General features: G+C 69.0%; 17 protein-coding genes. 8 read left to right on the top strand and 9 right to left on the bottom strand.

What is annotated here, in order from left to right:
• Positions 1 to 9 precede the first annotated feature (9 nt).
• From purB to H3309_RS16150, 4 genes are all read left to right on the top strand, one after another.
• Positions 10 to 1329, top strand: coding sequence for an adenylosuccinate lyase (gene purB, locus H3309_RS16165; protein ID WP_182296060.1), 1320 nt, complete (start codon positions 10 to 12; stop codon positions 1327 to 1329).
• On the top strand, positions 1322 to 1762 hold the full coding sequence (locus tag H3309_RS16160) for a PaaI family thioesterase (RefSeq protein ID WP_182296058.1): 441 nt from the start codon (positions 1322 to 1324) through the stop codon (positions 1760 to 1762). Before purB ends, H3309_RS16160 begins: the two co-directional genes overlap by 8 nt.
• Positions 1759 to 2082 carry a DUF1491 family protein gene (locus H3309_RS16155; RefSeq protein WP_182296056.1) on the top strand — a complete coding sequence of 108 codons (324 nt, stop codon included), beginning with the start codon at positions 1759 to 1761 and terminating at the stop codon, positions 2080 to 2082. The genes H3309_RS16160 and H3309_RS16155 overlap by 4 nt, the downstream gene beginning before the upstream one ends.
• 304 nt (positions 2083 to 2386) lie before the next feature.
• A complete protein-coding gene (locus H3309_RS16150; RefSeq protein ID WP_182296054.1) occupies positions 2387 to 2851 on the top strand; it encodes a cell wall hydrolase in 465 nt (154 codons plus the stop codon).
• Here H3309_RS16150 and H3309_RS16145 read toward each other — a convergent pair whose 3' ends face one another.
• Genes H3309_RS16145 through H3309_RS16135 form a run of 3 tightly spaced genes read right to left on the bottom strand, consistent with a single transcriptional unit; the run spans position 2852 to position 5618 of the window.
• Positions 2852 to 3478: a queuosine precursor transporter gene (locus H3309_RS16145; RefSeq protein WP_182296052.1), complete on the bottom strand. Its 627-nt coding sequence runs from the start codon at positions 3476 to 3478 to the stop codon at positions 2852 to 2854.
• Positions 3478 to 4860, bottom strand: coding sequence for an MATE family efflux transporter (locus H3309_RS16140; protein ID WP_182296050.1), 1383 nt, complete (start codon positions 4858 to 4860; stop codon positions 3478 to 3480). Before H3309_RS16140 ends, H3309_RS16145 begins: the two co-directional genes overlap by 1 nt.
• 44 nt (positions 4861 to 4904) lie before the next feature.
• The gene (locus H3309_RS16135) at positions 4905 to 5618 is read right to left on the bottom strand and encodes an SIMPL domain-containing protein (RefSeq protein WP_182296048.1); all 714 of its coding nucleotides are present in this window, start codon (positions 5616 to 5618) and stop codon (positions 4905 to 4907) included.
• A gap of 85 nt (positions 5619 to 5703) precedes the next feature.
• On the opposite strand from H3309_RS16135, the gene H3309_RS16130 reads away from it, so the two are divergent.
• The 4 genes from H3309_RS16130 to H3309_RS16115 are packed head-to-tail and all read left to right on the top strand — an operon-like array spanning position 5704 to position 7649.
• Positions 5704 to 6138, top strand: a complete 435-nt coding sequence (locus H3309_RS16130) for an acyl-CoA thioesterase (RefSeq protein WP_182296046.1) — start codon at positions 5704 to 5706, stop codon at positions 6136 to 6138.
• Positions 6135 to 6551, top strand: coding sequence for a VOC family protein (locus tag H3309_RS16125; RefSeq protein ID WP_182296044.1), 417 nt, complete (start codon positions 6135 to 6137; stop codon positions 6549 to 6551). Before H3309_RS16130 ends, H3309_RS16125 begins: the two co-directional genes overlap by 4 nt.
• A complete protein-coding gene (gloB, locus tag H3309_RS16120) occupies positions 6551 to 7273 on the top strand; it encodes a hydroxyacylglutathione hydrolase (RefSeq protein WP_182296042.1) in 723 nt (240 codons plus the stop codon). The genes H3309_RS16125 and gloB overlap by 1 nt, the downstream gene beginning before the upstream one ends.
• Positions 7257 to 7649 (top strand): hypothetical protein, encoded by a 393-nt coding sequence (locus H3309_RS16115; RefSeq protein WP_182296040.1) that lies wholly within the window; start codon positions 7257 to 7259, stop codon positions 7647 to 7649. The genes gloB and H3309_RS16115 overlap by 17 nt, the downstream gene beginning before the upstream one ends.
• Here the strand turns inward: H3309_RS16115 and H3309_RS16110 are convergent.
• From H3309_RS16110 to H3309_RS16085, 6 genes are read right to left on the bottom strand one after another with little or no spacing between them, the layout of a single operon-like run.
• Positions 7612 to 8976, bottom strand: a complete 1365-nt coding sequence (locus H3309_RS16110) for an MFS transporter (protein WP_182296038.1) — start codon at positions 8974 to 8976, stop codon at positions 7612 to 7614. The two genes, H3309_RS16115 and H3309_RS16110, sit on opposite strands and share 38 nt — an antisense overlap.
• Positions 8973 to 9410 carry an SRPBCC domain-containing protein gene (locus tag H3309_RS16105; RefSeq protein ID WP_182296036.1) on the bottom strand — a complete coding sequence of 146 codons (438 nt, stop codon included), beginning with the start codon at positions 9408 to 9410 and terminating at the stop codon, positions 8973 to 8975. Before H3309_RS16105 ends, H3309_RS16110 begins: the two co-directional genes overlap by 4 nt.
• A gap of 4 nt (positions 9411 to 9414) precedes the next feature.
• Positions 9415 to 11523 (bottom strand): beta-glucosidase family protein, encoded by a 2109-nt coding sequence (locus H3309_RS16100; RefSeq protein WP_182296034.1) that lies wholly within the window; start codon positions 11521 to 11523, stop codon positions 9415 to 9417.
• Between the two features lie 8 nt (positions 11524 to 11531).
• Complete coding sequence (locus H3309_RS16095) at positions 11532 to 12860, bottom strand: sulfatase family protein (protein ID WP_182296032.1); 1329 nt, start codon at positions 12858 to 12860, stop codon at positions 11532 to 11534.
• On the bottom strand, positions 12857 to 14374 hold the full coding sequence (locus H3309_RS16090) for a hypothetical protein (protein WP_182296030.1): 1518 nt from the start codon (positions 14372 to 14374) through the stop codon (positions 12857 to 12859). Before H3309_RS16090 ends, H3309_RS16095 begins: the two co-directional genes overlap by 4 nt.
• On the bottom strand, positions 14371 to 14946 hold the full coding sequence (locus H3309_RS16085) for a TetR/AcrR family transcriptional regulator (RefSeq protein WP_182296029.1): 576 nt from the start codon (positions 14944 to 14946) through the stop codon (positions 14371 to 14373). The genes H3309_RS16090 and H3309_RS16085 overlap by 4 nt, the downstream gene beginning before the upstream one ends.
• Between the last annotated feature and the right edge of the window lie 152 nt (positions 14947 to 15098).

Below are 15098 nucleotides of genomic sequence, written 5' to 3'. Positions count from 1 at the left end.
CGCCACGGCATGATCCCCCGTTATTCCCGCCCCGAAATGGTCGCGCTGTGGAGCGCTGAAACACGGTTTCATATATGGTTCGAGATCGAGGCCCATGCGCTGGACGCCATGGCGGCGATCGGCATGGTGCCCGCCTCCGCGCCCCAGGCGGTCTGGGCCTGGTGGGCGACGAAGCCGGCCATCGACGTGGCCGCCATCGATGCGATCGAGGCGGTGACGAAGCATGACGTCATCGCCTTCCTGACCTGGGTTGCCGACCATGTCGGCGAGGAGGCGCGCTTCCTGCACCAGGGCATGACCAGCAGCGATGTGCTGGACACCGCGCTGGCGGTGCAGTTGGCGCGCGCGTCCGACATCCTGCTCGCCGACCTGGACGCGCTGCTGGCGGCGCTGAAACGGCGGGCGTTCGAGCATAAGTTCACGCCGACCATCGGCCGCAGCCATGGCATCCACGCCGAACCCGTCACCTTCGGGCTGAAGCTGGCGCAGGCGCATGCCGAATTCGCCCGCTGCCGGTCGCGGCTGGAAGCGGCGCGCGCCGACATCGCCACCTGCGCGATTTCGGGCGCGGTCGGCACCTTCGCCAACATCCCGCCCTCGGTGGAGGCGCATGTCGCGGCGAAGCTGGGGTTGACGCCGGAACCCATCTCCACCCAGGTCATCCCGCGCGACCGGCATGCCATGTTCTTCGCGACGCTGGGGGTGATCGCCGGCAGCGTCGAGCGCCTGGCGACGGAAATCCGCCACCTGCAACGCACCGAAGTGCTGGAGGCGGAGGAATATTTCGCGCCCGGGCAGAAGGGGTCGAGCGCGATGCCGCACAAGCGCAACCCGGTGCTGACCGAGAATCTGACGGGCCTTGCCCGGCTGGTGCGCGGCATGGTGACGCCGGCGCTGGAGAATGTGGCGCTGTGGCACGAACGCGACATCAGCCATTCCAGCGTCGAGCGCATGATCGGGCCGGACGCCACCATCACGCTGGATTTCGCGCTGGTTCGGCTGACCGGCGTGATCGACAAATTGCTGGTCTATCCGGAGCGCATGACGGCGAACATGAACCGGATGGGCGGCCTCATCCATTCGCAGCGCGTGCTGCTGGCGCTGACCCAGGCGGGCGTGAGCCGGGAGGACAGCTATGCCATCGTGCAGCGCAACGCCATGAAGGTGTGGCAGAGCGATGGCGCCTTGCAGCTGCGCGACCTTTTGGGCGCCGATGCCGAGGTGACCGCGCATCTTGGCCCGGATGCGCTCGACGCGCTGTTCACACTCGACCATCACATGCGCCAGGTGGATGTCATCTTCGACCGGGTGTTCGGGCCGCATGGCTGAGGAGGCGCATTTCCGGGGGCTGGAGCGGCTGTATGCGGCGGCCGCGATCAACCATGCCTTCCCGTCGAAGCTGGAAATCCTGGAGGCGGGGCAGAGCCGCATCAGCTTTGCCGTGCCACCCACCATGTTCCACGCCGCCGGCGCGGCGCACGGCACCATCTATTTCAAGATGCTCGACGATGCCGCTTTCTATGCGGCGAACTCGATGGTGCATGAGCATTTCGTGCTGACCACCCAGTTCAACCTGTTCCTGACCCGCCCGGTGCATGACGAGGCGCTGACCGCGCGCGGGCGCTGGGTGAGCGGCAGCCGGCGGGTGATCATCGCGGAGAGCCGCCTGCTGGATGCCGCCGGGGAGGAGGTGGCGCGCGGGCAGGGCACCTTCATGCGCAGCCGCATCGCGCTTGCCGACCTGCCCGGCTATCGCGCGTGAGCGACCTGCCCAGCGGCCTGTGGGTCAGCGGGCTGATGCGGCGGGTGCAGGCGGCCGGCGGCTTTGCGACGCTGATCGCGCGGGGCGAGGCGGAGCGCGGCAACATCCTGCTGCTGCACCGCGACGCCGGTGGCGTGAGGGCATGGGAGCGGGTGCCGGATGTGGGCAGTGGGCATCGCTGGCGGGTGGCGGCGGAAGATGACGAATCGGTGACACGCTTCGTTGCGCGCCAGCAGCGGTTTGATCCCGATCTGTGGGTCGTGGAACTGGACGTCCCGCATCTGCAACGCTTCATCGACGGGATGTGTGACAAAAGTTGACCGGACATGAATGCGCCGCCAGACGCGGTGAACGCCCCACGGCGTCGGCTGGTCCGGGCAGATCGGCTGGAATGACAACCGCGGATCGCGTCTGATACGGCCGCTCGATCAACCGGGTTTCCCCCCGTTGCTCCAGCCCCCGGCGGACAGCCCCATGATCGCGCGAACGATGAGTGGTTGAATGGGTCGCAGAATACGGGTCTCGCTGCTGGTTGCAGCTTCGGTGCTTCTGGTGGCAGCAGCACAAGCTCCCAATGCGGATGAGGGCACCGGGTTCCAGCCGGTTTCGGCAAATGTCTTGCCGATGCACGACGACATTTCGGAGAAGGCGGTGGACGCCCCCGCCCCGCAGAGCGAGAGCCTGCGGCAACTGGTCGATGCGGTGCGCGACCTGCCGCCGCTGAAGCTGACGGCCGAGCAGAAATGCATGGCCATCGCCATTTATTGGGAAGCCAAGGGCGAACCGCTCGCCGGCCAGCTGGCGGTGGCGCAAGTGATCATGAACCGGCTGGAATCGGGTCGCTGGGCGGATAGCGTCTGCGGCGTGATCAAGCAGCCGCGCCAGTTCGGCTTCGTCCGCTCGGGCCGCTGGGAAACGCCGCGCGAGGCCGATCCCTGGGAAACCGCGCAGGCGCTGGCGATCATTGCGATGAGCGACAGCTGGAAGGACATGGTCGGCAATGCCACCAGCTTCCACGCCACCCGCGTCAACCCGAACTGGGACAAGAAGCGGGTTGCCACCATCGGCAACCACATCTTCTATAGGTAATCAGGCGGCTGGTGAGTCCAGCCGGCGTCCGACCCCGACGGCCAAGTAGAGCAGTGGCACGGCGAGGCCCCAGATGGCGGCCTTTGCCAGCAGCTGCCCGCCGATCACCGGCAGGATCGGGAACACGCCCAGAAAGGCGATGGTGACGAAGATCAGCGTGTCGACCGTCTGCGCGATCAGCGCGGCGACCGTGGCGCGCACCCACAGCATATGGCCGCCGGGCTGGCCGCGCATCCAGGTGAAGATGGTGACGTCCAGCGTCTGCGAGATGCCATAGGCGACGATGCCGGCGACGATCAGGCGCATCGACGAGCCGAACACCGCCTCCGCCGTCGCCTGGCCGGTCCAGCCGTCGGCGGGGGGCAGGGCGAGCACCAGCTGCATCAGCGCGATTGCCGTGAGGAGCGGCACGAAGCCCATGATCACCATGCGCTGGGCAACGGCGCGGCCGTGCAGCTCGGCAACCGCGTTGGTGACGGCGATGGCGAGCAGGAAGCCGAACACGCCGCCGGGGACCGCGAGGCCGGCGGGCAGGCCGATCAGCTTGAACCCCAGCACGCCGGCCACCACCAGCAGGCCGCCATAGAGGACGGCAAAGGCTTGCAGGCTTTTCGGGATGGTGGGCATCAGTGCACGTCTCCGGCTTTTTCGGGCAGGCGCTCGCCCAGAGCGTAGAAGCGCCAGATGAGCGCGGTGGCGGACACCAGGCTGGCGATGATGACCCCCCAGACGATGCCATTCAGGCCCATGCCGAGCGGAATGGCAAGGCCATAGGCGATCGGCCACATCACCACGATATAGCTGATGAAGTGCATCCGCGTGGGCCACCAGACATCGCCGCGCGCGCGCAGCGCATTGGCGCCGACCACCTGCAGGCCATCGGCCAGGAAGAACAGGCAGGAGAGCAGCAGCGCCGGCGCGGCGAGCGCGATCAGCGCCGGATCACTGCCATAGGCGCGGGCGATCAGCGCCGGATCGAACCAGACGCCCAAGGACAGCAGCACCAGCACCGCGGCCGTCACCAGCAGCCCCAGCCGGAAGGCGCGGCGCACCGCCACGATCGACCGCGCGCCGATGCCGCGCGCCACCAGCACCGAGGTGGCGCCGGCGAGCCCGAGCGGGATCATGAAGACGATGCCGGCGACGTTCAGCGTCACCGCCCAGGCCGCCACCACCAGCGTTCCCAGCCAGCCGGCGAGGATGTTGAGGCCGCTGAAGCTGCCGCCCTCGATCAGGAAGCTGGCGCCGCTGGCATAGCCGATGCGGCGCTGTTCGCGCTCGGCGGGCGGGTCGCGCGGCGCCCGGGCATAGGCGCCATAGGGCCGCGACCGGTCCCAGCTGATGAGGAAGGCCAGCAGGAACAGCAGCAGCGACAGCCGCGCGCCGAAGGTGGCCCAGCCGCTGGCGATGGCGCCATCGATGCCAAAGGGCGAATGGCCGGGCACCATCCACAGGTTCAGCACCAGGTTGACGACATTGGCCGCCCACATGGCGATGGTGCCCTTTTCCGGTTTCCCATGCGCCTCGAACCAGAACAGCAGCGTGTCGGACAGCATGTAGAAGGTGATCGACAGGGCGAAGACCTTCAGCGCCGCGCCGCCGCCATCCGCCAGCGACTCTTCGAGGCCGACATGGTGCAGCGCCCAGTCGCCGATCAGCAGCAGCGCGAGCGTGAAGCCCACGCCCAGCCAGAAGGCATAGCTGAGGCCGCGTCGCAACACCGCGCCGGTGTCCTGCGGCCGGTCGGCGCCGATCAGCCGCGCCGTCATCACCTGCACGCCGATCAACAGGCCGATGCCGCCATAAAGCACCGGGCCGGTCAGCGACCAGCCGAGCGCGTGATAGCCAAGCTCCGTCGCGCTATACTGGCCGACGACGATGGCATCGGTCAGGCCCATGCCCATGATGCCCAGCCGCGACAGCGCGATCGGGCCGGCGAGGCGCAGCAATTCCCCCAGCGAGCCGTCGGGCTCGCCGCTGTCGGGGTGGGAAGGGTGCGCGGACGTCATCCGGCAGCGTTAGCCGATGGCAAAGCGTCTGCGATAGGGGGGCTTCACTCGTCGAGATAGAATTCGATGGTGGTCACCACGCGCACCTTCTGGTTCGGCGTGTCGCTGCCGCTGCCGGTCTCGCCGTCGCGCGCCTCGATGCTGAACAGGCCTTGGGTGGCGGTGCGGATGCCGCCGACCGCCGTCTCGCTGTCCTTCGCGAACTGCTCGGCGGCGGCGCGGGCGCTCTTTGTCGCCTCGGCGATCATCGCCGGCTTCACCTCGTTGAGCTTGGTGAAGCTGTAGGTCAGGCCGCCGCCACCGTCGCTGTCCAGCGCCACCCCCTGCCGGATGATCTCCGCCTGGTTGGCGAAGGCTTTCACCATGTCGTTGATGCGGGTGGTGCGGACCTGCAGGCGCTGCCGGATGGTGATGTTGAGGCGCCCGCTGTTGCTGTCCATGTACTGGCTGACGCTGATGCCGCGGTTGCTGACCTCGTCGCCGGCGAAACCATTGGCTTTCAGGAAGGCGCGGACGGCGGCGGCGTCGGCATCGGCCTTCGCCTGCACGCTGGCGAGGTCGCTGCCGGCGGCCTGGGTGGCGATGGTCCAGGTGGCAAGGTCGGCGGTGACGTTGCGCTCGGCGACGCCGCGGACGCTGACGACGGCGTCGCCGCTCTTGATGCGGGCGATGCCATTGCCCACCAGCAGCCCGGCGAGCGCGAGGCCCAGCGCGACGAGGCCGCCGGCGATGACGGGGGATTGCAGCGGCTGGCTCATCACGCGTCCTCTTGCTTTGCCGGGTTGGCCCCGGCCCGATGGCTGCTATCCTGCCGCATCTGTCCGGTTGTTGAACAGGAGGAATATGCCCCGCGCCGATTTCCGTTTCGCGTTCCGCAAACGCGTGCGCTATGCCGAGATCGACGCGCAGGCGGTGCTGTTCAACAGCCGATACCTGGAATATTTCGACATCGGCGCGGTGGAATATTGGCGCGCGGTCGGCATGTACCAGAAGATGACGCTGGCGGGCGGGCCGGAATTCCATGTCGCCAAGGCCGAGGTGCAGTATAAGGCGGCGATCCTGCTGGACGAGGAGGTGGACATCTGCGTCCGCTGCGCAAGGGTGGGCCGCAGCAGCATGACCTTCCTGTTCGAGATTCACGGCGCCGGGCGGGACGACCTGCGCGCCACCGGCGAGGAGGTGCAGGTGCATGTGGCCGAGGTGCGGGGGGCGCCGGCACCGGTGCCCGACTGGGCGGTTCAGCTGTTCGAGACCTATGAACGAAGAGCGCTCAGATGAAATATCTCCACACCATGATCCGCGTGTCCGATGTGGACGCGACGCTGCGCTTCTTCGGGCTGCTGGGGCTGAAGGAGCTGCGGCGGTTCGACAATGAGGCCGGGCGCTTCACGCTGATCTTCCTGGCGGCGCCGGGGGATGAGGGCGCGCAGGTGGAGCTGACGCACAATTGGGACGAGGGCGGCTATGGCGGCGGGCGCAACTTCGGACATCTGGCTTATGCCGTGGAGGATATCTATGCGGCGTGCGCGCGGCTGGCGGAGGGCGGCGTGACGATCAACCGCCCGCCGCGCGACGGCCGCATGGCCTTCGTGAAATCGCCCGACGGCATCAGCATCGAGCTGTTGCAGGCCGGCCCGGCGCTGGCGCCCGCCGAACCCTGGGCCAGCGCGCCCAACATCGGCAGCTGGTGATGGCGCGCCCCGTCCACCGCGTGCCGGTGCTCACCGACAATTATGTCTGGCTGTATGAATATGCCGCCGGCCGCTGCGCGGTGGTGGACCCGGCGGTGGCCGAGCTGGTGCTGGAAGCGGCGGCGGCGCGGGAACTGACCGTCACCCACATCCTGAACACGCATTGGCACCCGGACCATGTCGGCGGCAATCTGGCCATCAAGGCGGCGACCGGTTGCACCATCATCGGGCCGGCACGGGAGGCGTTCCGCATCCCCGGCATCGACGGGACAGTGGACGAGGGCGACATCGTCACGCTGGGCGATGCCAGCGGCAATGTGCTGTTCGTCGGCGCGCACACCGCGGGGCATATTGCTTATGCCTTTGCCGGCGCGCTGTTCTGCGGCGACACGCTGTTCGCCATGGGCTGCGGGCGCTTGTTCGAGGGCGATGCCGCCGACATGCACGCCGCGCTGAAGAAGCTGATGGCGCTGCCGCCGGTGACGGAGGTCTATTGCGCGCATGAATATACGCTGTCGAACGCGGCGTTTGCGGTAACGGTGGAGCCGGACAATGCGGCACTGCTGGCCCGTTATGCCGCGGTTCAGGAAGCGCGGCGCAACAATCAGCCGACGGTGCCGACCACCCTGGCGCTGGAAGCTGCCACTAATCCTTTTGTTCGGGCGGATTCCGTGGATGAACTGGCGGCAAGAAGGAGGGCAAAAGATGCGTTTCGTGGCTAAGACGATGCTTCTGCTGGCACTGGCGGCGCCTGCCATGGCGAAACCGCTGACACCGGAGGAGGTGAAGGCCGTGGCCGACCTGCCGGCGAGCGGCAAGGTGCGCGACTGCCTGCAACTGCGGGAGATTCAGGAGACGCGGCCCGTCGGCAAGAACATCATCATGTTCCGCACCGGCGTGAACCGCTGGCTGCGCAGCGACCTGCCGTTCAGCTGCAATGCCGACAGCAGCACGACCTTCGTGATCAAGTCGAGCATCGGCAATTTGTGCAGCATCGACACCATCGATGTCGTGGACCCGTTCACCAAGATGAACCGCGGCTTCTGCAAGCTGGGCAAGTTCACGCCGGTGGCGGTGCCGAAGGGGATGAAGTTCTGATCCTGCGCCAGGCCAGTGCCCGGACCAGCCGGCCGTGCAGCCGGCGGTCCAGGGGATAGCGGGCGATCAGCGCCAGACCGGCGAGGCCGCAGCCGATCGGGCCCCACAGCATCAGCCGCTCCATGGCGAGCAGCGTGTCGGCACTTTGCGGCCGGTTGGCGACATATCCGATCGCCGCGAGCAGCTCGCCAAGCAGCCCGACCGAGATGCCGAGCGCGGCCTTCTGCACGAAGCTGATGACGCCGAAGATCATGCCTTCGGCGCGCACGCCCGTGCGGAAGGCGCCGAGTTCCACCGTGTCCGGCACCATCGCCCAGAAGGCGAGATAGCCGGCGCCGGCGCCCAACCCCATGACGGCGAGCGCGGCGTAGAGCGGCGCGCCGGTGCTGCCGAGGAAGAAGCCGGTATAGCCGACCATGCCGACGAGGCCGCCGGCGATGGTGATGAAGCGTTTGGAGGTGCGGCGCATCACCAGCGTCCAGAGCGGGATGCCGAGCATCGCGGTCGCGGTGATGGTGGCGAGCGCGGGGCCGATGCCGGCCTCGTCATTGAGGCCATATTTGAACCAGTAGGGGAGCGTCTTGCCGAACAGGGTGGAGGCGATGGAACCCATCAGCAGCCAGCAGGCGATCAGCCAGAAGGCGCCGTTGGCGCGCAACATCCGGATCATGTCGGCGATCGTTGGCAGCGGCCCCTCGTCGATGTCGGTGTCCTCGCGCGTGGCGGCGAAGGTGGTGAACAGGATCAGGCAGGACAGCGCCGAATAAAGGATGGCGACCCACAGCCAGCCGGTGCGGGCATCACCACCACCGAACGCCGCCACCAGTTTCAATGTGAAGAAGGCGATGAACAGGCCGGCGGCGGTGGCGCTGAGCATGCGGATGCTGGCGAGCAGGCCGCGCTCGTTGCTGTCTGCGGTCATCGCCGCCGACAGCGAGAGGTAGGGCATGGAGACGACGGTGTAGAGCGTGCGGAACAGCATGTGGGTGGCAAGGGCGAACAGGGTGAGCGACAGGCCGGCAAGGCCGGTGGGCACGAACATCAGCACCCAGCTGGCGGCCAGCGGCACCGTGCCGAACAGCAGCCAGGGGCGATACCGGCCCCAGCGGCTGCGCGTGCGGCTGGCGAGATAGCCCATGACGGGATCGGTGACGGCATCCCACACCAGCGCGACGGCGAAAATCCAGCCGGCGGTGGCGGGGGGCAGGCCCATCGCCTCGGTATAGAAAAACAGCAGGTAGAGGCTGGCGGTGGTGAAGAAAAGGTTGAAGCCGATGTCGCCGATGCCATAGCCGACGCGCCGCAGCGGGGTGAGCGCGCCGCTCATGCCTCGCAGCGCGTTTTGAGAGCGGCGTCGAAGCGCTCGAACGCCGCGCGGACGGTGTCGCCATGGCGTGCCAGGATGTCGGGCGCCAGGGTGCCGCTGAAATCCTCGACATGGGCAACCCGCGTGCCGCCGGCGATGGCCTCCAGCCGCCAGCGGTGGTCACCGCGGAACTGGCCACGGTCCGCCAGGCCGCCTTCCCAGCACATCAGCGGGAAATCGGCGCTGACCATCAGGACCGGGGCCACCATTTCAGGCGCGCCGGGAAGGGGCACGCTGTGCACCTGCATCACCGTGCCCGGCGTGGCGTCGCCCTCGATGGCGACGATGTAGGGGTTCCATTGCGGGTAGGCGGCGAAATCGGTCAGGATGGCCCAGACACGCTCCGGCGTTGCCGCGATCTCCACCTCGGTCGCGATGGTGAGCGGCGGGGTCACCGGCTCAAAGCCTGACCGTCAGGGATTGCTGCTCGCCACTGCCGCTGCCGTGGCCGACGTAGAGCGTGTAATCGCCGGGTTCGAGCCGCCAGCCATGGCTGTCGACATCCCGGTAGCGCAGCGTGTCGAGGGGAATGGCAAGGCGGACGGTGCGGCTTTCGCCAGGCGCCAGCGCGACGCGGGTGAAGGCCTTCAGCATGAAGGACCAGCGTTCGACGGCCTTGCCGGGCGGGGCGACGAAGGCGAGGACGGGCGTTTCGGCCGCGCATTCGCCGAGATTGGCCACCGTCGCCTCCAGTTCGATGGCGACGGGCGTGACCCGGGCGCGCGGGGCGCGTGTGTCGAAGCGGGCATAACTCAGGCCGTGGCCGAAGCCGTAGCGTGCGGTCAGCCGCTCCCGGTCGAACTTGGCATAGCCGTGCCACTGGTCATAGGTGATGCGGTCGGCATCGCGGTCGAAGAAGGGATAGTCTTCCGCGCGCTGCGCCACCATGAAGGGCAGCTTGCCGCTGGGTGAGACGTCGCCGAACAGCAGCCGGGCGAGCGCGGTGCCGCCGGCCTGGCCGCTGTAGAAGGTCTGGAGGATGGCGGCGGCGCGGTCGTGCCAGCCTTCGACCATCACCGCGCTGCCGGCGACGATGACGACGATCACCGGCCTGCCACTGTCGGCGGCGGCGTGGATCAGCGCCACCTGCTCGGGCCGCAGGCCGAGGTCGAGGCGGTCGCCGCCGATCGAGAAGGGCCGGCGCTTGCGCGCGGCCTTCACCTCCTCGGGGACGTTTTCCAGCACCGGGTCGAGCTGGTCCTCCTGCCCCAGCGTGATGTCGCCGGGGATGAACTCGCCTTCGTCCTCGGCGGTATAGCCGACGACCACGACCGCGGCGTCGGCGCCGCCGGCGGCGGCGGTCGCGGCGGCCAGGTCGTCCTCGTCGCCCGTCACCACCTCGGCGACCGCGCGCAGCCCTTCGAGCGCGGTGACGACATGGCGCGCGCGCACCCGGCTGCTGCCATTGTCGCCGGTGTTGACCATGGCCGCGAGCTTGCCAAGCACCGCCAGACGCGCGCCCTTCTTCAGCGGCAAGGTGCCATCGTTCGCCAGCAACACGGCGGATTTCTCGGCCGCTTCCAGCGCCAATGCCGCGTGCGCCTCGCTGGCGACGAGCGACAGGGGATAGGCGGGCAGCGGGTCCTCCGCCGCACTGATGGTGTAGAGCGTGGTCAGGATGCGGCGGCAGGCGGTGTCGATGTCGCCGGGCGCGATGTGGCCGGCCTCGACCGCGGCGACCAGCTTCTTGCCGAACACCAGGGGTTCGGGATTCTCCACGTCGAGGCCCGCGCTGGCGCCATATTGCTTGTATACGCCCATCACCCAGTCCGAATGGACGAAGCCGGTGAAGCCCCATTCGCCGCGCAGGATGTCGGTGAGCAGATGCCGGTGCTGGCCGCAATATTCGCCGTTGAGCTTGTTGTAGCTGCTCATCACGGTCATGCAGCCGGCGTCCAGGATGGTCTTGAAATGCGGCAGATAGACTTCGTGCAGCGCGCGCTCGTCAATCTCGACATTCACCTTGAAGCGGGCATTTTCCATGCTGTTCAGCGCGAAATGCTTGACGGTGGCGGCGACATTGTGGGTTTGCAGGCCGACCGCCAGCGCCGCGCCCATCGCGCCCAGATGGTGCGGATCCTCGCCATAGGTTTCCTGCGCCCGCCCCCAGGCCGGGTGGCGCAGCAGGTTGACGCAGACCGCGCCGGTCAGGTTGCAGTCCTGCGCGCGGATTTCGATGCTCATCGCCTCGCCGATGCGGCGTTCCAGGTCGGTGTCGAAACTGGCGCCGCGCGCCATGGTACAGGGGAAACAGGTGGATTCGCCGCGTGCCACGCCGCGGGGGCCGTCGGTGAACCAGAAGGCGGGCACGTTCAGCCGCTCCATGCCGCCGCCGGCGCGATAGGGGCGCGCCCCCCAGATGCCGCCGTCATCCCGGATCTGGTCGAAGAAACCCCGGCCTGACATCATGCCGACCTTCTCCTCCAGGGTGGCCTCGGCCAGGATGGCATCGACGCGGGCGGCGATCTCGGCGGGGGTCATGCCTTTGGTGGGGGACAGGTCGGTCATGCGCACTCTCAGCTGGCGGAGGGAAGGAAATCGGGCACCTGGCGCAGGCCCAGCGGTTCGAAACTGTCGCGGGCGGCGATGAAGCGGGCACTGAGGTCGGCCATGACCTCGGGCTGGCGGGCGGCGAGGTTGATGGTCTCGCCGGGGTCGCGCGTGACATCGAACAGCAGCGGATAGCCGATGGCGGCGAGTGGCACATTGTAGCTGCGGTAATAGCTGCGGCCCACGAATTTCCAGCGCGGGGTGCGCAGCGCCGCGACGCGCTCGTTGTTGAACAGGATCAGCTGCTCGTGCGGGCTGGCGGCGCCGCGCCGCCAGACCCCGGACAGGTCGCGGCCATCGAGGGTGACCGGCGGCAGCGGGGCGCCGGCAAGGGTGCACAGCGTCGGCAGCAGGTCGATGTTCATGGCGATCGCGTCGGTGACGCGCGGGCGCAGCGTGCCGGGCCAGGACGCGATCAGCGGCACCAGATAGCCGCCGTCCCAGCCGGCGCCGCCCTTGCGGCCCTGCGCAGGGCCGGCCGACCCCTCGAACCAGGGGCCATTGTCGGAGGTGAAGAGGATGAGCGTGTCGCGCTCCAGCCCGGCGCCTTTCAGCGCGGCGACAAGGCGACCGACGGCGGCGTCCAGTTCCTCCACCACATCGCCATAGCTGCCGGCGTCCGAGCGGCCGGCGAACGCCTTGCCGGGCCGCAGCGGGATGTGCGGCGCCGACGGCGTGAGCATCAGGAAGAAGGGGCGGGCGGCGCTGGCGCGGATGAAGTCGATGCCGGCGTCGAAAAACTGGTCGGTCAGGCGCTCCTGCACCACCGGTTCCTCCGCCAGCGTGCCGTCGGCGCGGCTGCGGAAGAAGGACAGCGGCCGCATGTCGTTGGAATAGGGGATGCCGGCGAAGGCATCGAAGCCATGGACCATCGGCGGCCAGTGCGGCGCGGCGTGGCCCAGATGCCATTTGCCGGCGAGCATGGTGGCATAGCCGGGCTTCAGCGCCTCGGCGATGGTGACTTCGGAGAGCGGCAGGCCATGCCTGTCCTTAACTGTGATGACCTCGTGCGCCAGGCCGGTGCGGATCGGGTAGCGGCCGGTGAGCATGCCGGCGCGGCTGGGGGTGCAGACATTGGCGCTGGCGTAGAAATCGGTCATGCGCACGCCGGCGTTGGCGAGCCGGTCGAGGTGCGGCGTGCGGATGAAGGGCGAGCCATAGCAGCCGAGATCGCCCCAGCCGAGGTCGTCGGCGACGATCAGGATGATGTTCGGCGGGCGGACGGCGCGGGCGGCGGCCGGCAGGGCGGCGAGCGCGGCGCCGGCGGCGATCATGTCGCGCCGCGACAGGCTCACCGGCAGGCCCGGTTGCCGGCGTCCGGCACGACGGCGAAGCTGACACCGCGCGGCGCGACCGTCAGCGCGTCCGCGCCGACCGCATTCAGCGCCGGCAACGCATCGCGCGGGCCCAGCGCCAGCCGCGTGCCGTTCAGCGTCACCGCGCGGCCCGTGTCGGCGTCGGCCAGCGCGTATATTTCGGCGCGCTGCGCCAGCGCGATCGTTCTCGGCTCAGCCTCCAGATTGACCGCGACCAGCGCGACGCCGCCCCTGCGGCCCTTCAGGCAATGGGCGTAGAGCCGCAGCGTGGGGGACGGGTGGTCGGTCGTCAGCACCCGCCGGTCCATCAGACGCGCCCAGAGCAGCGCCGCCCAGTAGTTCGGCCGCGGCGCGAAATCCCGTTCGTCGAGCAGGGCATAGTCGCTGGCGGCGAGCGTGTTGTGCAGGATGACCTGCACGCCGGCGCGGGCGAGGCGGCCCATCTGGTCGATGTAGCGCGGCGTGTCGGCGAAGGTGGCGGCCCAGCGGCTGCCGCCGCAGGCCGCCTGCGCCACCTCGGTCAGCCACAGCGGCGCGCCGGGCGCGAAGCGGTCGCGCAGGGCCGCGTAGTAGGCGGCGGTGGCGTCGGTGCGGGCGAGGAAGGCGGGGTCGAAGGCCGAGGCTGCCGTGAGCGCCAGCGGGCCGGAGGTGGCGCAGCGTTCGGAGACGCCGCCATAATGGTGGTAGGCGACGGCATCTACCGTCACGCGCATCGGCGCCATCATCGCTTCGACGCCGAGCACGGGCTGGTTGGCGGCGCGGGCCAGCGCCTCGATCGCCGGACCCTGGCCGACGGCATCGGGCGCCAGCACCAGGGCGCCGGGGGCGGCGCGGCGGAAGGCGGTGGCGAAAAGGTCCGAATCGCGGGCGAACTCGTTGGCGCTGTAGCCTTTGGGGGTGCCGGTCAGGTGCACCAGATTGGGTTCGTTGAGATAATGGCCGGCGATGAGGCGGATGCCGGCGCGGCGGGAGGCGGCGACCAGCGCCTGCATCTGCGCCGGATCCCAGCGGCCGTCGGGCAGGCGGGGAACGCCCGCGAAGGAAAGCAAAAGCTCGCCGTCGGTGGCGCGCAGGAAGCGGGCGAGGCCGGCGAGCTGCGCCATGGTCAGCGTCTGGTCGAAGCCGGGCGGGCGGGTTGTGCCTGGTTGGGCCTGAAACCAGGTGCGGTTGGCCCAGGTGCCGCTGACCCGCACGATGGCCGGCCCGAGCGCGGCGGCAAGGCGCACCAGCCGGGGATTGGCGAGGTCGAGCGGCGGCCGGTAGGCATAGCGGTCCTCCGGCGAGGCGGGCGGGCCGAGGCGGTAGGGCTTCCAGAAGCGGCCGCCGGTCACCTCCACCATCTCGATATTGTAGGACTGGAAGCGCGGGTGCACGGTGCCGGTGGCCGGCAGCGTGGAAGGGTCCAAAGCTGGCGGCATGACAGTCGCCTTGGCAGGCAACGCGCACGCCAGCAGCGCGGCAGCCATCAGTGTCAGGGTGCGCTGGCCCATCATGCGCCTCGCCCCGCGCGGATGGCGGCGCGTGCCTGCGCCTTTGCCGCGTCGATCACCTGCTGGCAGTCGGCGAGCGGCATGCCGAGCGCCGAGTCCATAGCGAGACCACGCAGCAGGGCGACATTGGTTTTGAGCAGCGTGTCGGACAGCGCCCGGTCGGCGCAACCGGCAGCGGCGAAGGCGGCGGCATGGCCATCGGCGCTGCGGGCGAGGATGGCGGTATGCAGCGGCAGCACCACGGCGGCGAGTTCCGGATCGGCCCGCGTCGCCAGCAGCAGCTCCGACTGGGCGAGCCCGGTCGGGCCGCGGAACAGCGCCCACGCCGTGTCGAACAGCCGGTCGAGCCATTCGAGCGGGCGGTCACGCGGCACCTCGATGCGGGCGTAGGCATCGGTGTGGACGGTGTAGATATGCTCGAACACGGCGCCCATCAGCGCCGTCTTGCTGGCGAAATGGTGCAGCATCGCGCCGCGCGAAACCCGGGCGACATCGGCGACAAGGATGGTGGAGGTCGCGGCATAGCCCAGCCGGCTGAGGCAGTCGATCGCCGCCTCCAGCAGGCGCGCGCGCATCGACGCTGACCGCTCGGCCTGGGTGCGCGGGCGGTGCGGCGCAACGAGTGGTAGCGTGGACCGGCGGGTCGCACGCGGCGCAACGGGCTTCGCAGACCCTTTCATGCTCATGCCCGACCCATCCTCCCCAAAGTTAAAAACAGGATTGACTG

It is taken from the genome of Sandaracinobacteroides saxicola (assembly GCF_014117445.1).
GTDB lineage: Bacteria > Pseudomonadota > Alphaproteobacteria > Sphingomonadales > Sphingomonadaceae > Sandaracinobacteroides_A > Sandaracinobacteroides_A saxicola.
Note: the sequence above shows the minus strand (reverse complement) of the source record. Positions and strands in the feature narration are given on the sequence as shown.